18 protein-coding genes are annotated in these 16,141 nt (G+C 72.3%); 9 read left to right on the top strand and 9 right to left on the bottom strand.

What is annotated here, in order from left to right; translation table 11 throughout:
- Positions 1–11: 11 nt before the first annotated feature.
- The 4 genes from OG447_RS19855 to OG447_RS19840 all read left to right on the top strand — a co-directional run bounded on the left by OG447_RS19855 (position 12) and on the right by OG447_RS19840 (position 3,084).
- Positions 12–1,037 carry a 6-phosphofructokinase gene (locus OG447_RS19855; protein WP_266938153.1) on the top strand — a complete coding sequence of 342 codons (1,026 nt, stop codon included), beginning with the start codon at positions 12–14 and terminating at the stop codon, positions 1,035–1,037.
- 89 nt (positions 1,038–1,126) lie between these two features.
- Positions 1,127–2,083, top strand: coding sequence for a cytochrome c oxidase assembly protein (locus tag OG447_RS19850; protein ID WP_266938151.1), 957 nt, complete (start codon positions 1,127–1,129; stop codon positions 2,081–2,083).
- A 32-nt stretch (positions 2,084–2,115) separates the two neighbouring features.
- Positions 2,116–2,274, top strand: coding sequence for a hypothetical protein (locus OG447_RS19845; RefSeq protein ID WP_266938150.1), 159 nt, complete (start codon positions 2,116–2,118; stop codon positions 2,272–2,274).
- 99 nt (positions 2,275–2,373) lie between these two features.
- Positions 2,374–3,084 (top strand): 1-acyl-sn-glycerol-3-phosphate acyltransferase, encoded by a 711-nt coding sequence (locus OG447_RS19840; protein WP_266938149.1) that lies wholly within the window; start codon positions 2,374–2,376, stop codon positions 3,082–3,084.
- 92 nt (positions 3,085–3,176) lie between these two features.
- Here OG447_RS19840 and OG447_RS19835 read toward each other — a convergent pair whose 3' ends face one another.
- The 7 genes from OG447_RS19835 to OG447_RS19805 all read right to left on the bottom strand — a co-directional run bounded on the left by OG447_RS19835 (position 3,177) and on the right by OG447_RS19805 (position 9,656).
- Complete coding sequence (locus OG447_RS19835) at positions 3,177–4,841, bottom strand: alpha/beta hydrolase (protein WP_266938148.1); 1,665 nt, start codon at positions 4,839–4,841, stop codon at positions 3,177–3,179.
- 196 nt (positions 4,842–5,037) lie between these two features.
- Complete coding sequence (locus tag OG447_RS19830; RefSeq protein WP_266938951.1) at positions 5,038–5,784, bottom strand: urease accessory protein UreD; 747 nt, start codon at positions 5,782–5,784, stop codon at positions 5,038–5,040.
- 98 nt (positions 5,785–5,882) lie between these two features.
- Positions 5,883–6,578, bottom strand: a complete 696-nt coding sequence (gene ureG, locus OG447_RS19825; RefSeq protein ID WP_266938147.1) for an urease accessory protein UreG — start codon at positions 6,576–6,578, stop codon at positions 5,883–5,885.
- 45 nt (positions 6,579–6,623) lie between these two features.
- The gene (locus OG447_RS19820) at positions 6,624–7,298 is read right to left on the bottom strand and encodes an urease accessory protein UreF (RefSeq protein ID WP_266938146.1); all 675 of its coding nucleotides are present in this window, start codon (positions 7,296–7,298) and stop codon (positions 6,624–6,626) included.
- Between the two features lie 16 nt (positions 7,299–7,314).
- Positions 7,315–9,036 (bottom strand): urease subunit alpha, encoded by a 1,722-nt coding sequence (locus OG447_RS19815; RefSeq protein ID WP_266938145.1) that lies wholly within the window; start codon positions 9,034–9,036, stop codon positions 7,315–7,317.
- Positions 9,029–9,340, bottom strand: a complete 312-nt coding sequence (locus tag OG447_RS19810) for an urease subunit beta (RefSeq protein WP_266938144.1) — start codon at positions 9,338–9,340, stop codon at positions 9,029–9,031. Before OG447_RS19810 ends, OG447_RS19815 begins: the two co-directional genes overlap by 8 nt.
- A 13-nt stretch (positions 9,341–9,353) precedes the next feature.
- Positions 9,354–9,656 carry an urease subunit gamma gene (locus OG447_RS19805; protein WP_266938143.1) on the bottom strand — a complete coding sequence of 101 codons (303 nt, stop codon included), beginning with the start codon at positions 9,654–9,656 and terminating at the stop codon, positions 9,354–9,356.
- Positions 9,657–10,002: 346 nt separating this feature from the next.
- Here OG447_RS19805 and OG447_RS19800 point away from each other — a divergent pair, with 346 nt between their 5' ends.
- The gene (locus OG447_RS19800) at positions 10,003–10,401 is read left to right on the top strand and encodes a VOC family protein (protein WP_266938142.1); all 399 of its coding nucleotides are present in this window, start codon (positions 10,003–10,005) and stop codon (positions 10,399–10,401) included.
- A gap of 55 nt (positions 10,402–10,456) precedes the next feature.
- Here OG447_RS19800 and OG447_RS19795 read toward each other — a convergent pair whose 3' ends face one another.
- Entirely contained in the window at positions 10,457–10,909 is a 453-nt protein-coding gene (locus OG447_RS19795) for an ATP-binding protein (protein ID WP_266938141.1), read from the bottom strand.
- A gap of 197 nt (positions 10,910–11,106) precedes the next feature.
- Between OG447_RS19795 and OG447_RS19790 the strand changes: the two genes are divergently transcribed.
- Entirely contained in the window at positions 11,107–11,991 is an 885-nt protein-coding gene (locus tag OG447_RS19790; protein ID WP_266938140.1) for a helix-turn-helix transcriptional regulator, read from the top strand.
- A gap of 12 nt (positions 11,992–12,003) precedes the next feature.
- Positions 12,004–12,225, top strand: a complete 222-nt coding sequence (locus OG447_RS19785; protein WP_266938139.1) for a DUF397 domain-containing protein — start codon at positions 12,004–12,006, stop codon at positions 12,223–12,225.
- Between the two features lie 6 nt (positions 12,226–12,231).
- On the opposite strand, the gene OG447_RS19780 is transcribed toward OG447_RS19785, so the two are convergent.
- Positions 12,232–13,404 (bottom strand): 8-amino-7-oxononanoate synthase, encoded by a 1,173-nt coding sequence (locus tag OG447_RS19780; protein ID WP_266938138.1) that lies wholly within the window; start codon positions 13,402–13,404, stop codon positions 12,232–12,234.
- A gap of 156 nt (positions 13,405–13,560) precedes the next feature.
- Between OG447_RS19780 and bioB the strand changes: the two genes are divergently transcribed.
- Both bioB and OG447_RS19770 read left to right on the top strand, forming a co-directional pair.
- The gene (gene bioB, locus OG447_RS19775; protein WP_266938137.1) at positions 13,561–14,826 is read left to right on the top strand and encodes a biotin synthase BioB; all 1,266 of its coding nucleotides are present in this window, start codon (positions 13,561–13,563) and stop codon (positions 14,824–14,826) included.
- Positions 14,819–16,141 carry an adenosylmethionine--8-amino-7-oxononanoate transaminase gene (locus tag OG447_RS19770; RefSeq protein ID WP_266938136.1) on the top strand — a complete coding sequence of 441 codons (1,323 nt, stop codon included), beginning with the start codon at positions 14,819–14,821 and terminating at the stop codon, positions 16,139–16,141. The genes bioB and OG447_RS19770 overlap by 8 nt, the downstream gene beginning before the upstream one ends.

The following is a 16,141-nucleotide window of genomic DNA, read 5'->3' as shown; positions in this document are numbered from 1 at the left end:
CTCTTCCTGCCATGCGCATTGGTGTGCTCACTTCCGGTGGCGACTGCCCCGGCCTGAATGCGGTCATCCGCTCCGTCGTGCACCGAGCCGTCGTCGACCACGGCGACGAGGTGATCGGCTTCCACGACGGCTGGAAGGGCCTCCTGGAGGCGGATTACCGCAAGCTCGACCTCGACGCCGTCGGCGGCATCCTGGCCCGCGGCGGCACGATCCTCGGCTCCTCCCGGGTCCAGCCCGCGCACCTGCGCGACGGTGTGGAGCGCGCCCGCGGCCACGTCGCCGACCTGGGTCTGGACGCCATCATCCCGATCGGCGGCGAGGGCACCCTGAAGGCCGCCCACCTGCTCTCGCAGGCCGGTCTGCCGATCGTCGGCGTCCCGAAGACCATCGACAACGACATCGCGTCCACCGACGTCACCTTCGGCTTCGACACCGCCGTCGGGGTCGCCACCGAGGCGCTGGACCGGCTGAAGACCACCGCCGAGTCCCACCAGCGCGTGATGGTGGTGGAGGTCATGGGCCGCCACACCGGGTGGATCGCCCTGCACTCCGGCATGGCGGCCGGCGCGCACGCGATCGTCGTCCCGGAGCGCCCCTTCGACATCGACGAGCTGACGGCGATCGTCGGCGAGCGCTTCTCCGCGGGCAAGCGCTTCGCGATCGTCGTGGTCGCCGAGGGTGCCAAGCCGCGCCCCGGCTCGATGCGCTTCGAAGAGGGCGGCACGGACATGTACGGGCACGAGCGGTTCGCCGGCATCGGCAACACGCTCGCCGTCGAGCTGGAGGACCGCCTCGGCAAGGAGGCCCGGCCGGTGATCCTGGGCCACGTCCAGCGCGGCGGCACGCCCACCGCGTACGACCGGGTGCTCGCCACCCGCTTCGGCTGGCACGCCGTGGAGGCGGCGCACCGGGGCGAGTTCGGCATGCTGACCGCGCTGCGCGGCACGGACATCGTCATGGTTCCGCTCGCCGATGCGGTGCAGACCCTCAAGACGGTCCCGTCGGACCGGTACGCCGAGGCGCAGAACGTCCTGTGACTCCCGCGGGGTGAGTGGCGGCCCCGGGCGCGGATGCGTCCGGGGGCGGCATTACTGTGGTGGGGCGCCACAGTCAAGGGAGTGAACAGATGGATCACAGCGGGCACGGCATGGACATGGACATGGACCTGCCGCCCTTCACTCTCGGGCGTGGTCTGGAGTTCTCCTTCGACTCCTTCTTCCTGATCGGCTCGGTGCTGGCGCTCGCCCTGTACGGATGGGGCGTGCTGCGGCTGCGCCGGCGCGGGGACTCCTGGCCGGTGGGCCGGACCATCGCGTTCACGCTCGGTGTGCTGAGCGTGATCCTGGTGATGTGCACGAAGCTGAATGACTACGGCATGGTCATGTTCAGCGTGCACATGGTCCAGCACATGGTGATCAGCATGATCACCCCGATCCTGCTGCTGCTCGGCGCGCCGATGACACTGGCGCTGCGCGCGCTGCCGCCGGCCGCGCGCGGCACCAAGGGGCCGCGCGAGCTGCTCCTGATGCTGCTGCACAGCCGGTACATGCGGATCATCACGCACCCGGCCTTCACGATCCCGATGTTCATCGCCAGCCTCTACGCCCTGTACTTCACCCCGCTCTTCGACTTCCTGATGGAGAGCCGGACCGGGCACATCGCGATGATGCTGCACTTCCTCGCCGTCGGCCTGATCTTCTTCTGGCCGATCATGGGCATCGACCCGGGCCCGCACCGGCCGGGGTACGTGATGCGCATGCTGGAGCTCTTCGCCGGGATGCCCTTCCACGCCTTCTTCGGCATCGCGCTGATGATGGCGAGCGAGCCGATGATCAAGACGTACGCGAACCCGCCCGCATCCCTCGGCATCGATCCACTGCTCGACCAGCAGTGGGGCGGCGGTATCGCGTGGGCCTTCAGCGAGATCCCCTCGGTGCTGGTGCTGATCGCGCTGGTCTTCCAGTGGTACCACTCCGAGCAGCGGGCGGCGAAGCGTTCCGACCGGGCCGCGGACCGCGACGGGGACCAGGAGCTGGCGGCGTACAACGCGTATCTGGCCTCGCTCCAAGCGCGTGGCCAGTAGCGCGTCGGCGCCTCGGCGCGCGACCATGGGGCATGACCGGATCTGTTAAGGCGATGGCTGTCATGACCTTCGCCGCTCTGGTGGCCGTCGCCGTGTACTCCGTGGCCCTCGGCAGCAACGGCTGGCTGTGGTTCGGCTGGGTGGTGCTGGGGCTGCTGACCGCCGGAATGGCCGCCTCCCGCAGCGTGTGATCAAGACAGGGTGCGATCAAGGCGGTCCCTGAGCTGCCGGACCGGGACTGACTGTCCGTACGATGGCCGTGACAACGGGACATCGACGGGAGCGGCCTGGTGTTCTACCACTTGCTCAAGCACGTGTTGCTCGGTCCGCTGCTGAGGCTGCTGTTCCGCCCGCGGATCGAGGGACTGGAGAACATCCCGACGGAGGGGGCCGCGATCATCGCGGGCAACCACCTGTCGTTCTCCGATCATTTCCTGATGCCCGCGATCCTCAAGCGGCGGATCACCTTCCTCGCGAAGGCCGAGTACTTCACCGGCCCCGGGGTCAAGGGCCGGCTCACCGCCGCGTTCTTCCGCAGCGCCGGGCAGATCCCCGTGGACCGCTCCGGCAAGGACGCCGGACAGGCCGCCCTGCGCGAGGGGCTCGGCGTGCTGGCCAAGGAGGAGCTCCTGGGCATCTACCCGGAGGGCACGCGCTCGCACGACGGGCGGCTGTACAAGGGCAAGGTGGGCGTGGCCGCGATGGCGCTGGGCGCCGGGGTGCCCGTCGTACCGTGTGCGATGGTCGGCACCTTCGAGATCCAGCCGCCCGGGCAGAAGATCCCGAAGATCCGGCGGGTGACGATCCGCTTCGGTGAGCCGATGGACTTCTCCCGCTACGCGGGGCTGGAGGGCGAGCGGGCCGTCCTGCGGGCCGTCACCGACGAGATCATGTACGCGATCCTCGGACTGTCCGGCCAGGAGTACGTGGACCGGTACGCGGCCGAGGTCAAGGCCGAGGAAGAGGCCGAACGGAAGAAGGCCCGGCGCACCTCGCGCTGAGCCTTCTCCCGTGCCGGACCGGCCCGGGGACCGGCGGTCGGGCTGTCGACGAGCCGGTCGGACGGGCCGGTCGGACGGGCCGGTCGGACGGTCTAGCGGACGGCCGGGAGCTCCTCGTGCGCCAGGAGGTCCGAGGCCGGGGCCTGGCCGAGGGACTTCGCGGCGGCCGGGGCCGGGGCGACCGGGGTGGCGTGCGGGTCGCACGTCACGTCCTTGGTGTCGACCTTGCCCGTCAGCAGGTAGGCGTCCACCCGGGTGTTGATACAGGGGTTCACCACGCTGGTGACCCCGTGCGAGCCCGCGCCCCGCTCGGTGATCAGGCGCGAGCCGGCCAGCCGCTTGTGCAGCGAGACGGCGCCCTTGTACGGCGTGGCCGCGTCCCGCTCGGACTGGACGATCAGCACCGGCGGCAGGCCGCGCTTGGCACCGACCTCGATCGGGGTGCTCTGCTTGGACTTCCAGGTCGCGCAGGGCAGGTTCATCCAGGCGTTCGACCAGGTCAGGAACGGGTACTTGGCGTGCAGCCTGGTGTTGTCCCGGTCCCACTTCGCCCAGCTGGTGGGCCACTTCGCGTCGGCGCACTCGACCGCGGTGTACACGGCGTTGCCGTTCTCGGTCGCCGCGTTGCCCTTGAGGTCGGACATGTCCGGGGCGATCGCGTCGACCAGCGCCTGGGTGTCGCCGGCGAGGTACTTGCTCCAGGTCTGGGCGACGGGCACCCAGGAGGAGTCGTAGTACGGGGCGCCCTGGAAGAAGCCGATCAGCTCGGCGGGGCCGACGACCCCGCCGATCGGGTTCGCCTTGGCCGCGGCGCGCAGCTCCTGGTACTTGGCCTCGACCTTGGCGCGGGTGTCGCCGATGTGGAAGACGGCGTCGTTCGCGGCGACCCAGTCCTGCCAGTCGTTCCAGCGGGTCTGGAAGGCGACGTCCTGGCCGAGGTTGGCCTCGTACCAGATGTTGTCCCGGTCCGGGTCGACCACGCTGTCGACGATCATGCGGCGCACGTGGGTCGGGAACAGGGTCGCGTAGACCCCGCCGATGTAGGTGCCGTAGGAGACGCCGAGGAAGTTCAGCTTCTGCTCGCCGAGGGCCGCCCGGATGACGTCCAGGTCGCGCGCGGTGTTCGGGGTGGTCATGTGCGGCAGCATCTCGCCGCTGCGCTCCTTGCAGCCGTCCGCGTACTCGGCCGCGAGCTTGCGCTGGGCGCGCTTGTCGGCCTCGCCGGACGGGACCGGGTCGGCCTTGGGGGCCTTCACGAACTCCTGCGGGTCGATGCAGGAGATGGGCGCCGAGTGGCCGACGCCGCGGGGGTCGAAGCCCACGAAGTCGTAGGCCTTCGCGGTGTTCACCCACAGCGGGCTCTGGGTGGTGACCCGGCGCGGGAAGCGCATGCCCGAGCCGCCGGGGCCGCCCGGGTTGTAGACGAGCGCGCCCTGGCGCTCCTCCTTGGTGCCCGTGCTGGCGATCCGGTCGACCGCGAGGTCGATGGTCTTGCCGAACGGCTTGCTGTAGTCGAGCGGGACCTTCACCCAGCCGCACTGGATGGGCTTCTCGAAGCCCCAGTCGGCGGGACAGTCCTTCCAGTCGATCCCGGTGTGCGCGGCGCGGGCGGCGGCGATCTTCACGCCCGCCGCCTCCGCGGCCCCGTTGTCACGGTCGGCCGGAGCCGCTCCGGCGGGCGGTGCGAGCAACAGGCCCGCCGCGAGTGCGCCGGTGATGAGAGTGGCGGCGCTCCCCAGCGTCGCGGTACGTATCACGTGGTGGTTCCCCCTGCGTCAAGTGCCGCCGTGGGCAGCATGGTTCGGTCAGGCCCGGTCATCGGGGCGCAAGGGGATCCTTGTCGCTCACCCGTACCGGGCGACAGAGCGCGGCCCGGTTCTTTGCCAACCCGATAACCGGGGAGGCGTGTACCGCTGAGCGGTGTCCGATTCGCCCTGAGGCGGGAGGCCCCGGTCACCAGCCGTAGGAACGCAGGGCCGTGTCGAGCAGTTCACGCAGCCGCAGGGCGTCCGGGGCCAGGGCCGTCACGAGTACGGCCGGGCCGGCCAGCGGGGTCACCGCGGCGAACTCCCCCAGCGGCCCGGCCGCGGGCGGCGCCCCGGCGAAGGCCGGGTCCACGACCAGGAGCTGGCCGAGCGCCCGGTGGCCCGCCAGCCCCGCCGGGCCGTCCCAGCCGCCGGGCGCCCCGGGCCCGCAGGTGAGTTCCTGGTCCAGCAGCGGACGGCCGCCGAGGCCGACGGTGAGCCGGCTGCGCAGCAGGCCCGGGGGCTCCCCGGTCCGGCCCAGCACCTGCTCCTCGCGCAGCAGCAGCCGTGCGGTGGGGGCGAGTTCGGCCCGCGTGCGCACCCTCAGGTCGCTGCCCCGCACGGAGACCAGCGGCTCGGGCAGCCAGCGCACCGAGGCCCCCTCCGCCAGGTCGAGCCGTACGTCGTACCGCGCGGGCTCGCCACCTCGGCCGGGCAGCGCCAGCGTCGCCGCCGCCGAGGCGAGGGCGAGGCGGGCCGCGGGCCCGGCGGTGACCTCGACGGTGAGGTGGTCCCCGCCCAGCGGGGCGCTCATCGCGCCGACCAGCATGACCCCGGCCTCGGCCCCGCGGCCGCGGGTGCGGCGCAGCGCGAGCGGCCCCTCCCCGGCCAGCAGGGGCAGGGCGGTGGAGCCGCGCCCGTCGGCGACGGCGTGGATCCGGGCGGTGGCGCGCAGGCCCGCCGCGGGCGGCGGCTCCGGGGCGGGGACCGGCGGGACGGGGGCCGGCGGGGTGGAAGGGGCGGCGGCCGGCGGAGCGAGGGCGGGCGCGCTGGTCACCGTACGGTCCAGGCGGCGATCCGCTCGCGCACCCAGGCGGCCACCGGGGCCACTCCGTCCGGGCCGCGCAGCGACTGGAAGGCGACGGGCAGTTCGCCGCGCTGCTCGGCGGCGTCGCGGGCCATCCGGTCCAGGTCGGAGCCGACGTGGGGGGCGAGGTCGGTCTTGTTGACGACGAGGAGGTCGGCGGTGGTGACGCCGGGGCCGCCCTTGCGCGGGATGTCGTCCCCGCCGGCCACGTCGATGACGAAGATCTGGGCGTCGGCCAGGCCGCGGGAGAAGGTGGCGGTGAGGTTGTCCCCGCCGGACTCGACGAGGATCAGGTCGAGCGGACCGCTCTCCCGGAAGGCCTCCTCCAGTTCTTCCACGGCCTCCAGGTTGGCGGAGATGTCGTCGCGGATGGCGGTGTGCGGACAGGCCCCGGTCTCCACGGCGGTGATCCGCTCGGGCGGCAGCACGGCCTCCCGGAGCAGGAACTCGGCGTCCTCCCGCGTGTAGATGTCGTTCGTGACGACGGCCATGGAGAACTCGGCGCGCAGGGCGCGGCAGAGCGCGGCGACGGTGGCGGTCTTGCCGGAGCCGACGGGTCCGCCGAGTCCGATGCGCAGGGCGCGGCGCGAGCCGTCGGCCCGCAGCGGCGCGGCGCCGTGGGTGTGCCGCTGGGGGTAGGTCACGGCGTGGTCGAGGTGCATCAGGGGTCTCCTTGGGGTGGTCGGGACGGCCGGCGGGGCGCCGGTTCAGGAGGCGAAGAGCCGTACCGCCCAGTCGGCATGGATCTCTGCCGCGATCTCCAGCAGGGGTGAGGAGGCCGCGGGCAGGGCGTCCGGGCCCTCCGAGCGGGCGCGCAGCGCGGCCCGCTCCGCCCGGGCGGCGACTGCGTCCAGCTCCGGGGCGAGGCGGGCCAGGACCCCGCTCGCCTCGAAGGGGTCCAGGCCCAGCAGCCGGACGGTCGCGGTCGCGGGCCCGCCGACCGCCTCGTACGCCGCCACGTGCGCCGCGTCGCGCGGTCCGAGCCCGGCCGCCCGGGCGGTGACGCCGAGCACGACGGGCTGATGGGCTCCGCGCGGGAAGGCGGCGGCCAGTTCCTCCAGTTCGGGGGAGGGCCAGGTGGCCCGGGCGGCCCGCATCAGCTGCCGGCCCAGCCGCCGGGCCGCGGTGCGCAGCGCGGGCGAAGGGGTGCGGGCGTCGGCGGCGGCGTCGAGCTCCGCCGGGTCGAGTCCGAGGGCCGCGGCGGCGGCGAGGCCGGCGGCGGTGAGGCCCGCGGTGTGCAGTCGGCCCCGGCAGAACTCCTCCAGGGTGGCCGCGTCGCGGATCCGGCCCGCCTTGCAGGCGGCTTCGGCCCCGCCGGAGTGGGCGTGGCCCCCGGCGGGGAAGCGGCCGTCGGCGAGGACGAGCAGGGCGGCGAGGCTCATCGGGTGAGGCCCGTCATCAGAAGAGGAAGTATCGCTGGGCCATGGGCAGTTCGGTCGCGGGCGCCGGTTCCACGGCTTCCCCGTCGATGCTGACGGTGAAGGTGTCGGCATCGACCTCCACCCTCGGCATGGCGTCGTTGTTGCGCATGTCCGACTTGCTGACCTTGCGGGTGCTCTCGATGGCCACGAACTGCTTGCCGAGTCCGAGCCGTTCGGGCAGTCCGTCGTCGAGTGCGGCCTGCGCGGTGAAGTTGAGCGAGTTGAGGCCGGGTGCGCGCCCGTGGGCGCCGAACATCGGCCGGGGCAGCACCGGCTGGGGGGTGGGGATGGAGGCGTTGGCGTCGCCCATCTGCGCGTAGGCGATCTGGCCGCCCTTGATGACCACTTCGGGCTTGACCCCGAAGAAGGCGGGGTTCCACAAGACCAGGTCGGCGAGTTTGCCGGTCTCGACGGAGCCGATCTCGCGGGCGAGGCCCTGGGCCACGGCCGGGTTGATCGTGTACTTGGCGACGTAGCGGCGGGCCCGGTGGTTGTCGGCGGGCCCGTCGCCGGGCAGGAAGCCCCGGCGCTTCTTCATCACGTGGGCCGTCTGCCAGGTGCGCAGGACGACCTCGCCGACGCGGCCCATGGCCTGGGAGTCGGAGGAGATGATGGAGATCGCCCCGAGGTCGTGCAGGACGTCCTCGGCGGCGATGGTCGAGGGCCGGATGCGGGACTCGGCGAAGGCGAGGTCCTCGGGGACGGCCGGGTTGAGGTGGTGGCAGACCATCAGCATGTCGAGGTGTTCCTCGACGGTGTTGACGGTGTGCGGCCGGGTGGGGTTGGTGGAGCTGGGCAGGATGTTCGGCTCGGAGACCACGGTGATGATGTCGGGGGCGTGCCCGCCGCCGGCTCCCTCGGTGTGGTACGAGTGGATGGTGCGCCCGCCGATGGCGGCGAGGGTGTCGCCCACGAATCCGGCCTCGTTGAGCGTGTCGGTGTGGATGGCGACCTGGACGCCGGTCTCCTCGCAGACGCTCAGGCAGGCGTCGATGACGGCGGGGGTGGACCCCCAGTCCTCGTGGATCTTGAACCCGAGGGCGCCGCCGCGCAGTTGGGAGTGCATGCCCTCGCGGGACATGGTGTTGCCCTTGCCGAGCAGACCGATGTTGACGGGGTAGGCCTCCAGCGCGGCGAACATCCGGGCGAGGTGCCAGGGTCCGGGGGTGACGGTGGTGGCCTTGGTTCCCTCGGCCGGCCCGGTGCCGCCGCCGACGAGGGTGGTGATCCCCGAGGCCAGGGCCTCCTCGATGATCGTCGGGGAGATGAAGTGCACGTGGGCGTCGATGGCCCCGGCCGTGACGATCTTCCCGTTGCCGGCGATGATCTCCGTCTCCGGGCCGATGACCAGGGCGGGGTCCACCCCGTCCATGGTGTCGGGATTGCCGGCCTTGCCGATGCCGCAGATCCGGCCGTCGCGGATGCCGAGGTCGGCCTTGACGACGCCCCAGTGGTCGAGGACGACGACCCCGGTGATCACGGTGTCCGCGGCCCCCTCGGCGCGGGTGGTGCGGGCCTGGCCCATGGACTCGCGGATGACCTTGCCGCCGCCGAAGACCGCCTCGTCGCCGGACCGGCCGGGTCCGCCACTGAGGTCCTCCTCGATCTCGACGAAGAGGTCGGTGTCGGCCAGCCGGATCCGGTCACCGGCGGTCGGCCCGAACAGGTCGGCGTACTCCTGGCGCGAGATCTCAGCCATCGAGCGGCCCCCCGGTCTCCCCGCGCAGTCCCGTTACGGTGCGCAGTCCGCCCAGCGGTACGAGTTCCACCGCGACCGGGATGCCCGGTTCGAAGCGGACGGCGGTGCCGGCGGCGACGTTGAGCCGGAGCCCGCGGGCGGCGGGGCGGTCGAAGTCGAGTCCGGGGTTGGCCTCGGCGAAGTGGTAGTGGGAGCCGACCTGGACGGGCCGGTCGGCGGAGTTGAGGACGACGAGACGGGTGACGGGGCGGCCCTCGTTGAGGAGCACCGGGCCGTCCCCGTAGGCGATTTCGCCGGGGATCATGCGGGTTCGCCCTTCAGACGATGGGGTCGTGGACGGTGACGAGTTTGGTGCCGTCCGGGAAGGTCGCCTCGACCTGGACGTCGTGGATCATCTCGGGGATGCCCTCCATGACCTCCTCGCGGCGCAGGACGGTACGGCCGGAGGCCATCAGCTCGGCCACGGTGCGGCCGTCGCGGGCGCCTTCGAGGATGTGCGAGGTGATCAGGGCGACCGCTTCGGGATGGTTGAGGCGGACCCCTCGGGCCCTGCGTTTCGCGGCCACGTCGGCGGCCACGTGGATGAGCAGTCTTTCCTGCTCGTGCGGTGTCAGATGCACACGAATCACCAAGCTTCCGGGACAAGATCAACATCGTGCCGGGGCGACCTTACTTGCCGTCAACACTCTGTTGACCTGCGCATATCCGAGCCAAGCGTGTCTTGCCCAACACAGGAAAAGGCTTTCCGTCCCGACCACCGCAGCTTTACCGGATCATGGGTGATCATTGGCGGAGGAACGTGGCTGCCACGCTAGGGGCCCCGTTTTTCCGTTGAGTTAACCCACGTTTCGGGGAGACACTCGGTTCAGCGGCCGGGCCGGGCAAACCCCGTTCCGTATACGGCCGTCAGGCGGCCCCGCGGGCAGCCTTCCAGCAGAGCTCAGACGGCTTTCACCGAGGAGACGCGTGTTCTTCAACCCCGTCCGGCACATCACCTTCGACTCCCTCGACCCCTACGCGGTCGCACGGTTCTGGTCCGCCGTGACCGGCTTCCAGATCCACCCGGACGACGAGGAGGGCGACGACGAGATCCTCCTCGTGCCGGAGCCGGCGCAGCCCGGCGTGCCCGGGCTGCTCTTCATCCGCGTCCCCGACGCCAAGTCCCTCAAGAACCGGGTCCACCTGGACATCCAGCCGTCGACCGGCACGCGGGACGAGACCGTGGAGCGGCTGATGGGGCTCGGCGCGAAGCTCGTGGACGACCGGCGCGCGCCGGACGGGGTCCTGGGCTGGGTCGTGCTGGCCGACCCCGAGGGCAACGAGCTGTGCATCGAGCGGAGCACCGCGGAGCGCGAACTCGGCTGAGACCGGCCGCCGCCGGTCCCGCCGACCCCACCCGGTCGCCTGACCCCGACGCGGTTCAGCAGCCTGTGACGGCGCTCCCCGCCGGGGCCCCGACCGTCCAGGGCAAGGCGATCCACACCGTCTTGCCGCCTTCCTCGGTGGGGGTGACCGAGAGCCGGCCGCCCGCTTCCGCGGTGAGCCACCGGATGATGACCATCCCGCGGCCGTTGTCCTGCTGCACCGCGGCGGGCAGCCGCTTGGGCCAGCGCGGGTGGCTGTCGGTCACTCCGACGCGGAGCCACTCCCCGCGCTCCAGCCGGACGTCGACGGTGAAGGTGGGCGACTGGCCGAAGGTGTGCTGGACCGCGTTGGTGGCGAGCTCCGAGACGATCAGTCTGACACTGTCCGCGGTGTCGGCGTCATCGGGCAGTCCCCATTCGCCCAGCACCTCCGCGACATAGCGGCGGGCGGCGGCGACCGAGGCCGGATCGCTCGGCAGAGTGACGGATGCTTCCTGGTGATCTGCCATGGCGACGGTCCCTTTCCCACCGGGGCCAAGCCGCCCCGGATCTGTGCTGGACGCCAGAGTGCCACCCATGGTGCCGCCGTTTCTGCCGATCCCCCAAGATATGCATATATCTGTCCCTCAATGCGGTGAACTCTGCTACGGAAGAGCGTATTTGGACGGCAGACTGGTGCGAGCTGTGCCGGTGGAAGGAGGCGGGTGTGCAGCACGGTCCCGCGGTGCGCCGACGCAAGCTCGGCGAGGAACTGCGTGCCCTGCGCGACCGGTCCGGACTCACCAGTGGTGAGGCGGCCCGGATCGTGGGGTGGCACCAGTCGAAGATCAGCCGCATCGAGACGGGGCGCAGCGGCGTCAAGCCCGAGGACATCCGGCTGCTGCTGGACGCCTACGGGGAGATCGTGAGCGCCCAGCAGCGGGCCCTGCTGGAGGCCCTGTCGGCTTCGGCGGCGGGCCCCGGCCCGAGCGGCGACACCGGGCGGGGCCGCCAGTGGTGGCACGACTACCGGGGGCTGCTGCCCCAGGAGTACCGGGACTTCATCAGCCTGGAGGCCGGCGCCCGGTCGGCCCGTACGGTGGAGCTCTCCGTGGTGCCGGGGCTGCTGCAGACCCCCGGATACGCGCGGGCCGTGACCCGGGCCGCGCTGGGCGGGCTGCCCGAGCCGAAGGTGGACGCGCTGGTCGACGTACGGCTGGCACGGCAGTCGGTGCTGCGGGCCGATCCCCCGCTGGAGCTGAGCGCGGTCCTGGACGAGGCGGTGCTGCGCCGTCAGATCGGCGGGCCCGGGGTGATGAAGGAACAGCTGAGGCACCTGGTGGAGGTGGGACGCCTGCCCCAAGTGCGGTTGCAGGTACTTCCGTTCAGCGTGGGGGGACATCTCGGCCTCACCGGACCGTTCGTCATCTTCTCATTTCCGAACATCGCTGATCTGGATGTGGTGGTACTCGACCATTTGACGAGTAGCCTCTATCTGGAGCGGAAGGAAGACCTAGAGGCGTACAGCGCCGCGTTCCGCACCATCCAGGCGCACGCCCTCCCGCCCCAGGACTCGTCGGATCTCATCAGCTCACTCGCTGACGACGCGTAAGGAGGCACCCCCGTGTCCGCAACCCCCTTATCCACCAGCGGACTTCTGAACAGCGCGCGGTGGCGGCGGAGCAGCCGCAGCACCGGAATGAACAACTGTGTGGAAGCGGCCGCCCTCAACGGCGGCCTGCTCGCCGTCCGCGACTCCAAGCGGACGGACGGCCCGGCCGTGCTCTTCACCGGGCCGGCCTGGGACGGCTTCCTCGCCTCGGTCCGGGCGGACCTGCTCCAGTAACCCCGCCTACCGGTCCGTGGCCCCGGCGGGCGCGGTCCCCAGGATCGTCCCGACGGCCCGGTTGATCTCCTCCCCCGTGAGATCGGCCCGGGCGGTCAGCCGCAGCCGGGAGATGCCGTCCGGCACCGACGGCGGGCGGAAGCAGCCCACGGACAGACCTGCCTCGCGGCAGTCGGCGGCCCAGCGCAGTGCCGCCGAAGCCGACGGGGCCCGCACCGACACCACGGCCGCGTCCGGCCGGGCCGCGGTCAGGCCGGACGCGGTGAGCCGCCCGTACAGCTCGGCGGCCACCTCGCGGGCCCGCGCCGCGCGTTCCGGTTCCCGCTGGAGCAGGCGCAGGCTCGCCAGCGCCGCGCCCACGGCGGCGGGCGCGAGCCCGGTGTCGAAGATGAAGGTCCGGGCCGTGTTGACCAGGTGCCGGATCACCTTGGCCGGGCCGAGCACCGCGCCGCCCTGGCTGCCCAGGGACTTCGAGAGCGTCAGCGTGGCCACCACCCCCGGCGCGCCCGCGAGCCCGGCCGCGTGCAGGGCGCCCCGGCCGCCCTCGCCCAGTACGCCCAGCCCGTGCGCGTCGTCCACGACCAGGGCCGCACCCTCGTCCCGGCAGGCCGCCGCGTACGCCGCGAGCGGGGCCGCGTCCCCGTCGACGGAGAAGACCGAGTCGCTGACCAGCAGCGCCCGGCCCGTGTGGGTGGCGAGGGTCTTGCGCGCGGTGTCCGGGTCGGAGTGCGGGATCACCGCGGTCTCGGCGCGCGAGAGGCGGCAGCCGTCGACGATCGAGGCGTGGTTCCCGGCGTCGGAGACCACCAGGGTGCCCCGGTCGCTGAGCGCGGTCACGGCCGCGAGGTTGGCCGCGTAGCCGGAGGAGAGCACCAGCGCCGCCTCGAACCCGCAGAAGGCGGCGAGCTCCCGCTCGAGCTCGGCATGAAGCTCGGTCGTACCCGTCACCAGCCGCGATCCAGTGGCTCCGGCCCCCCAGCGCTCGGCCGCCTCACGTGCCCCGCGGACGGTCCCGGGGTGCCTGGACAGACCGAGGTAGTCGTTGCTCGCGAGGTCGAGGAGCGGCGAGGAGGCCGGGCGCGGTCGCAGCGTCCGCACCAGTCCTGCCTGCTCGCGGACCCGTTCGGCGTCATCAATCCAGGCGAAGACGTCCACGGGATCGGGGCTGTGCTGGGGCATCGGCGCGTCCTCGGTTTTTGTCGGCAGTCCACAGACCTGCCCGACCTTAACGGCCGTGACTTGAGCGTCAGGTGTGGCGATACACACACTCGGATCACGCCATGTTGTTCATTCTCTCCTTGGCCGGGAGTGGTCGTGTGGTCCAGGATCGGCGTCATGGATCTGCTGAACACCTTGGTTGACAAGGGGCTGCGGCGCGAGCTGCCGACCCGCGAAGAGGCACTCGCCGTACTGGCGACCTCTGACGACGAACTGCTCGACGTGGTGGCCGCGGCCGGCAAGGTGCGCCGCCAGTGGTTCGGTCGTCGGGTCAAGCTGAACTACCTGGTCAACCTGAAGTCGGGCCTGTGCCCCGAGGACTGCTCGTACTGCTCCCAGCGTCTGGGCTCCAAGGCCGAGATCCTCAAGTACACCTGGCTGAAGCCGGAGGAGGCCTCCCAGGCCGCGGCGGCCGGTGTCGCGGGCGGCGCCAAGCGGGTCTGCCTGGTGGCGAGCGGCCGCGGTCCGACGGACCGGGACGTGGACCGCGTCGGGAAGACCATCGCGGCGATCAAGGAGCAGAACGAGGGCGTCGAGGTCTGCGCCTGCCTCGGCCTGCTCTCGGACGGCCAGGCGGAGCGGCTGCGCGACGCGGGCGCGGACGCGTACAACCACAACCTCAACACCTCCGAGGCGACGTACGGCCAGATCACCAAGACCCACACCTACGCGGACCGGGTCGACACGGTGCAGAAGGCGCACGCCGCCGGCCTGTCCGCCTGCTCCGGCCTGATCGCGGGCATGGGCGAGAGCGACGAGGACCTGGTCGACGTCGTCTACTCGCTGCGCGAGCTGGACCCGGACTCGGTGCCGGTCAACTTCCTGATCCCCTTCGAGGGCACCCCGCTCGCCAAGGAGTGGAACCTCACCCCGCAGCGCGCCCTGCGGATCCTGGCCATGGTGCGCTTCGTCTGCCCCGACGTCGAGGTCCGGCTCGCGGGCGGCCGCGAGGTGCACCTGCGCACGATGCAGCCGCTGGCCCTGCACCTGGTCAACTCGATCTTCCTGGGCGACTACCTCACCAGTGAGGGCCAGGCCGGCCAGGCCGACCTCGACATGATCGCGGACGCCGGTTTCGAGGTGGAGGGCGCCGGTACGACGACCCTTCCCGCGCACCGCGCCGACGTGGCGGAGGCCGCTACGGCCGGGGGCTGCGGATCGCACGGCGGCGGCGCCTCGGTCTGCGGCCCGGCGGCTCCCTCCGGTGCGGCCGACGGGGCGGGCTGCGGCTCGGCCTGCGGCGGCTGCTCCGGGCACGCGCCCGCCGCCCAGGAGCCGGCGCCGGTACCGGCGGCCGCGCAGGCCGGCGCCGGTGAGGTGCGGTCCGACCTGGTGGCGGTGCGCCGTCGTGGAGCGGGAACGGATCTCGCCCCCAATGCCTGATCCGCACGCCGCGCACGACCCGCTGCCGGTCGAGGAGCTGCTCGCTCTGGACCGGCAGCACGTCTGGCACCCGTACGGCCCCATGCCCGGGCGGCAGGAGCCGCTGGTCGTCTCCTCCGCCTCGGGTGTCCGGCTGCGGCTCGCCGCCCCGGCCGAGGGGCAGGACGAGCTGGTCGACGGCATGTCCTCCTGGTGGTCGGCGATCCACGGGTACAACCACCCGGTGCTGAACGAGGCCGTGACCGGCCAGCTGGGCCGGATGTCACACGTGATGTTCGGCGGGCTCACCCACGAGCCCGCCGTCCGGCTGGCCGCGAAGCTGGTGGAGATCACCCCGGCCGGCCTGGAGCACGTCTTCCTCGCCGACTCGGGCTCGGTCGCCGTCGAGGTCGCGGTCAAGATGTCCCTCCAGTACTGGCGTTCGCTGGGACGGACGGGCAAGACCCGGCTGCTGACCTGGCGCGGCGGCTACCACGGGGACACCTGGCAGCCGATGGCCGTCTGCGATCCCCAGGGCGGGATGCACGAGCTGTGGCAGGGGCACCTGCCCCAGCAGGTCTTCGCGGACGCGCCGCCCGGCGGCTTCGACACGCCCGTCGACCCCGCGTACGCCGCCCACCTGCGCAGCCTGATCGCCGCGCACGCGCACGAGCTGGCCGCCGTGATCGTGGAGCCGGTGGTGCAGGGCGCGGGCGGCATGCGCTTCCACAACCCCGGATACCTGCGGGTGCTGCGCGAGCTCTGCGACGAGTACGGGGTCCTGCTGGTCCTGGACGAGATCGCCACGGGCTTCGGCCGTACGGGCGCGCTCTTCGCGGCCGACCACGCCGGGATCACGCCCGACGTGCTGTGCGTGGGCAAGTCGCTGACCGGCGGGTACCTCACGCTAGCCGCGGCCCTGTGCACCGAGCGGGTCGCGCAGGGGATCTCGCAGGGCGAGGTCCCGGTGCTGGCCCACGGGCCGACCTTCATGGGCAACCCCCTGGCCACCGCCGTCGCCCTGGCCTCCGTCGACCTGCTGCTGGGCCAGGACTGGGCCCGGGAGGTCAAGCGGATCGAAGCGGGCCTGCGCGAGGGCCTTGCGGAGGCGGCCGCCCTGCCCGGGGTCCGGGACGTACGCGTGCTGGGCGCCATCGGCGTGGTCCAGCTGGACCACGAGGCCGACGTGGCGGCCGCCACCCGGGCGGCGGTCCGGGAAGGCGTGTGGCTGCGCCCCTTCCGGGACCTGATCTACACCATGCCGCCCTTCGTCACCGGCGACGGCGACGTCGCCCGCATCTGCCGCGCGGTGTGCGCGGCGGCGCGGGAAGGCTGA

This window comes from Streptomyces sp. NBC_01408, assembly GCF_026340255.1.
GTDB lineage: Bacteria > Actinomycetota > Actinomycetes > Streptomycetales > Streptomycetaceae > Streptomyces.
The sequence above is the reverse complement of the archived record's forward strand: the minus strand, read 5'-3'. Positions and strand labels throughout refer to the sequence as shown.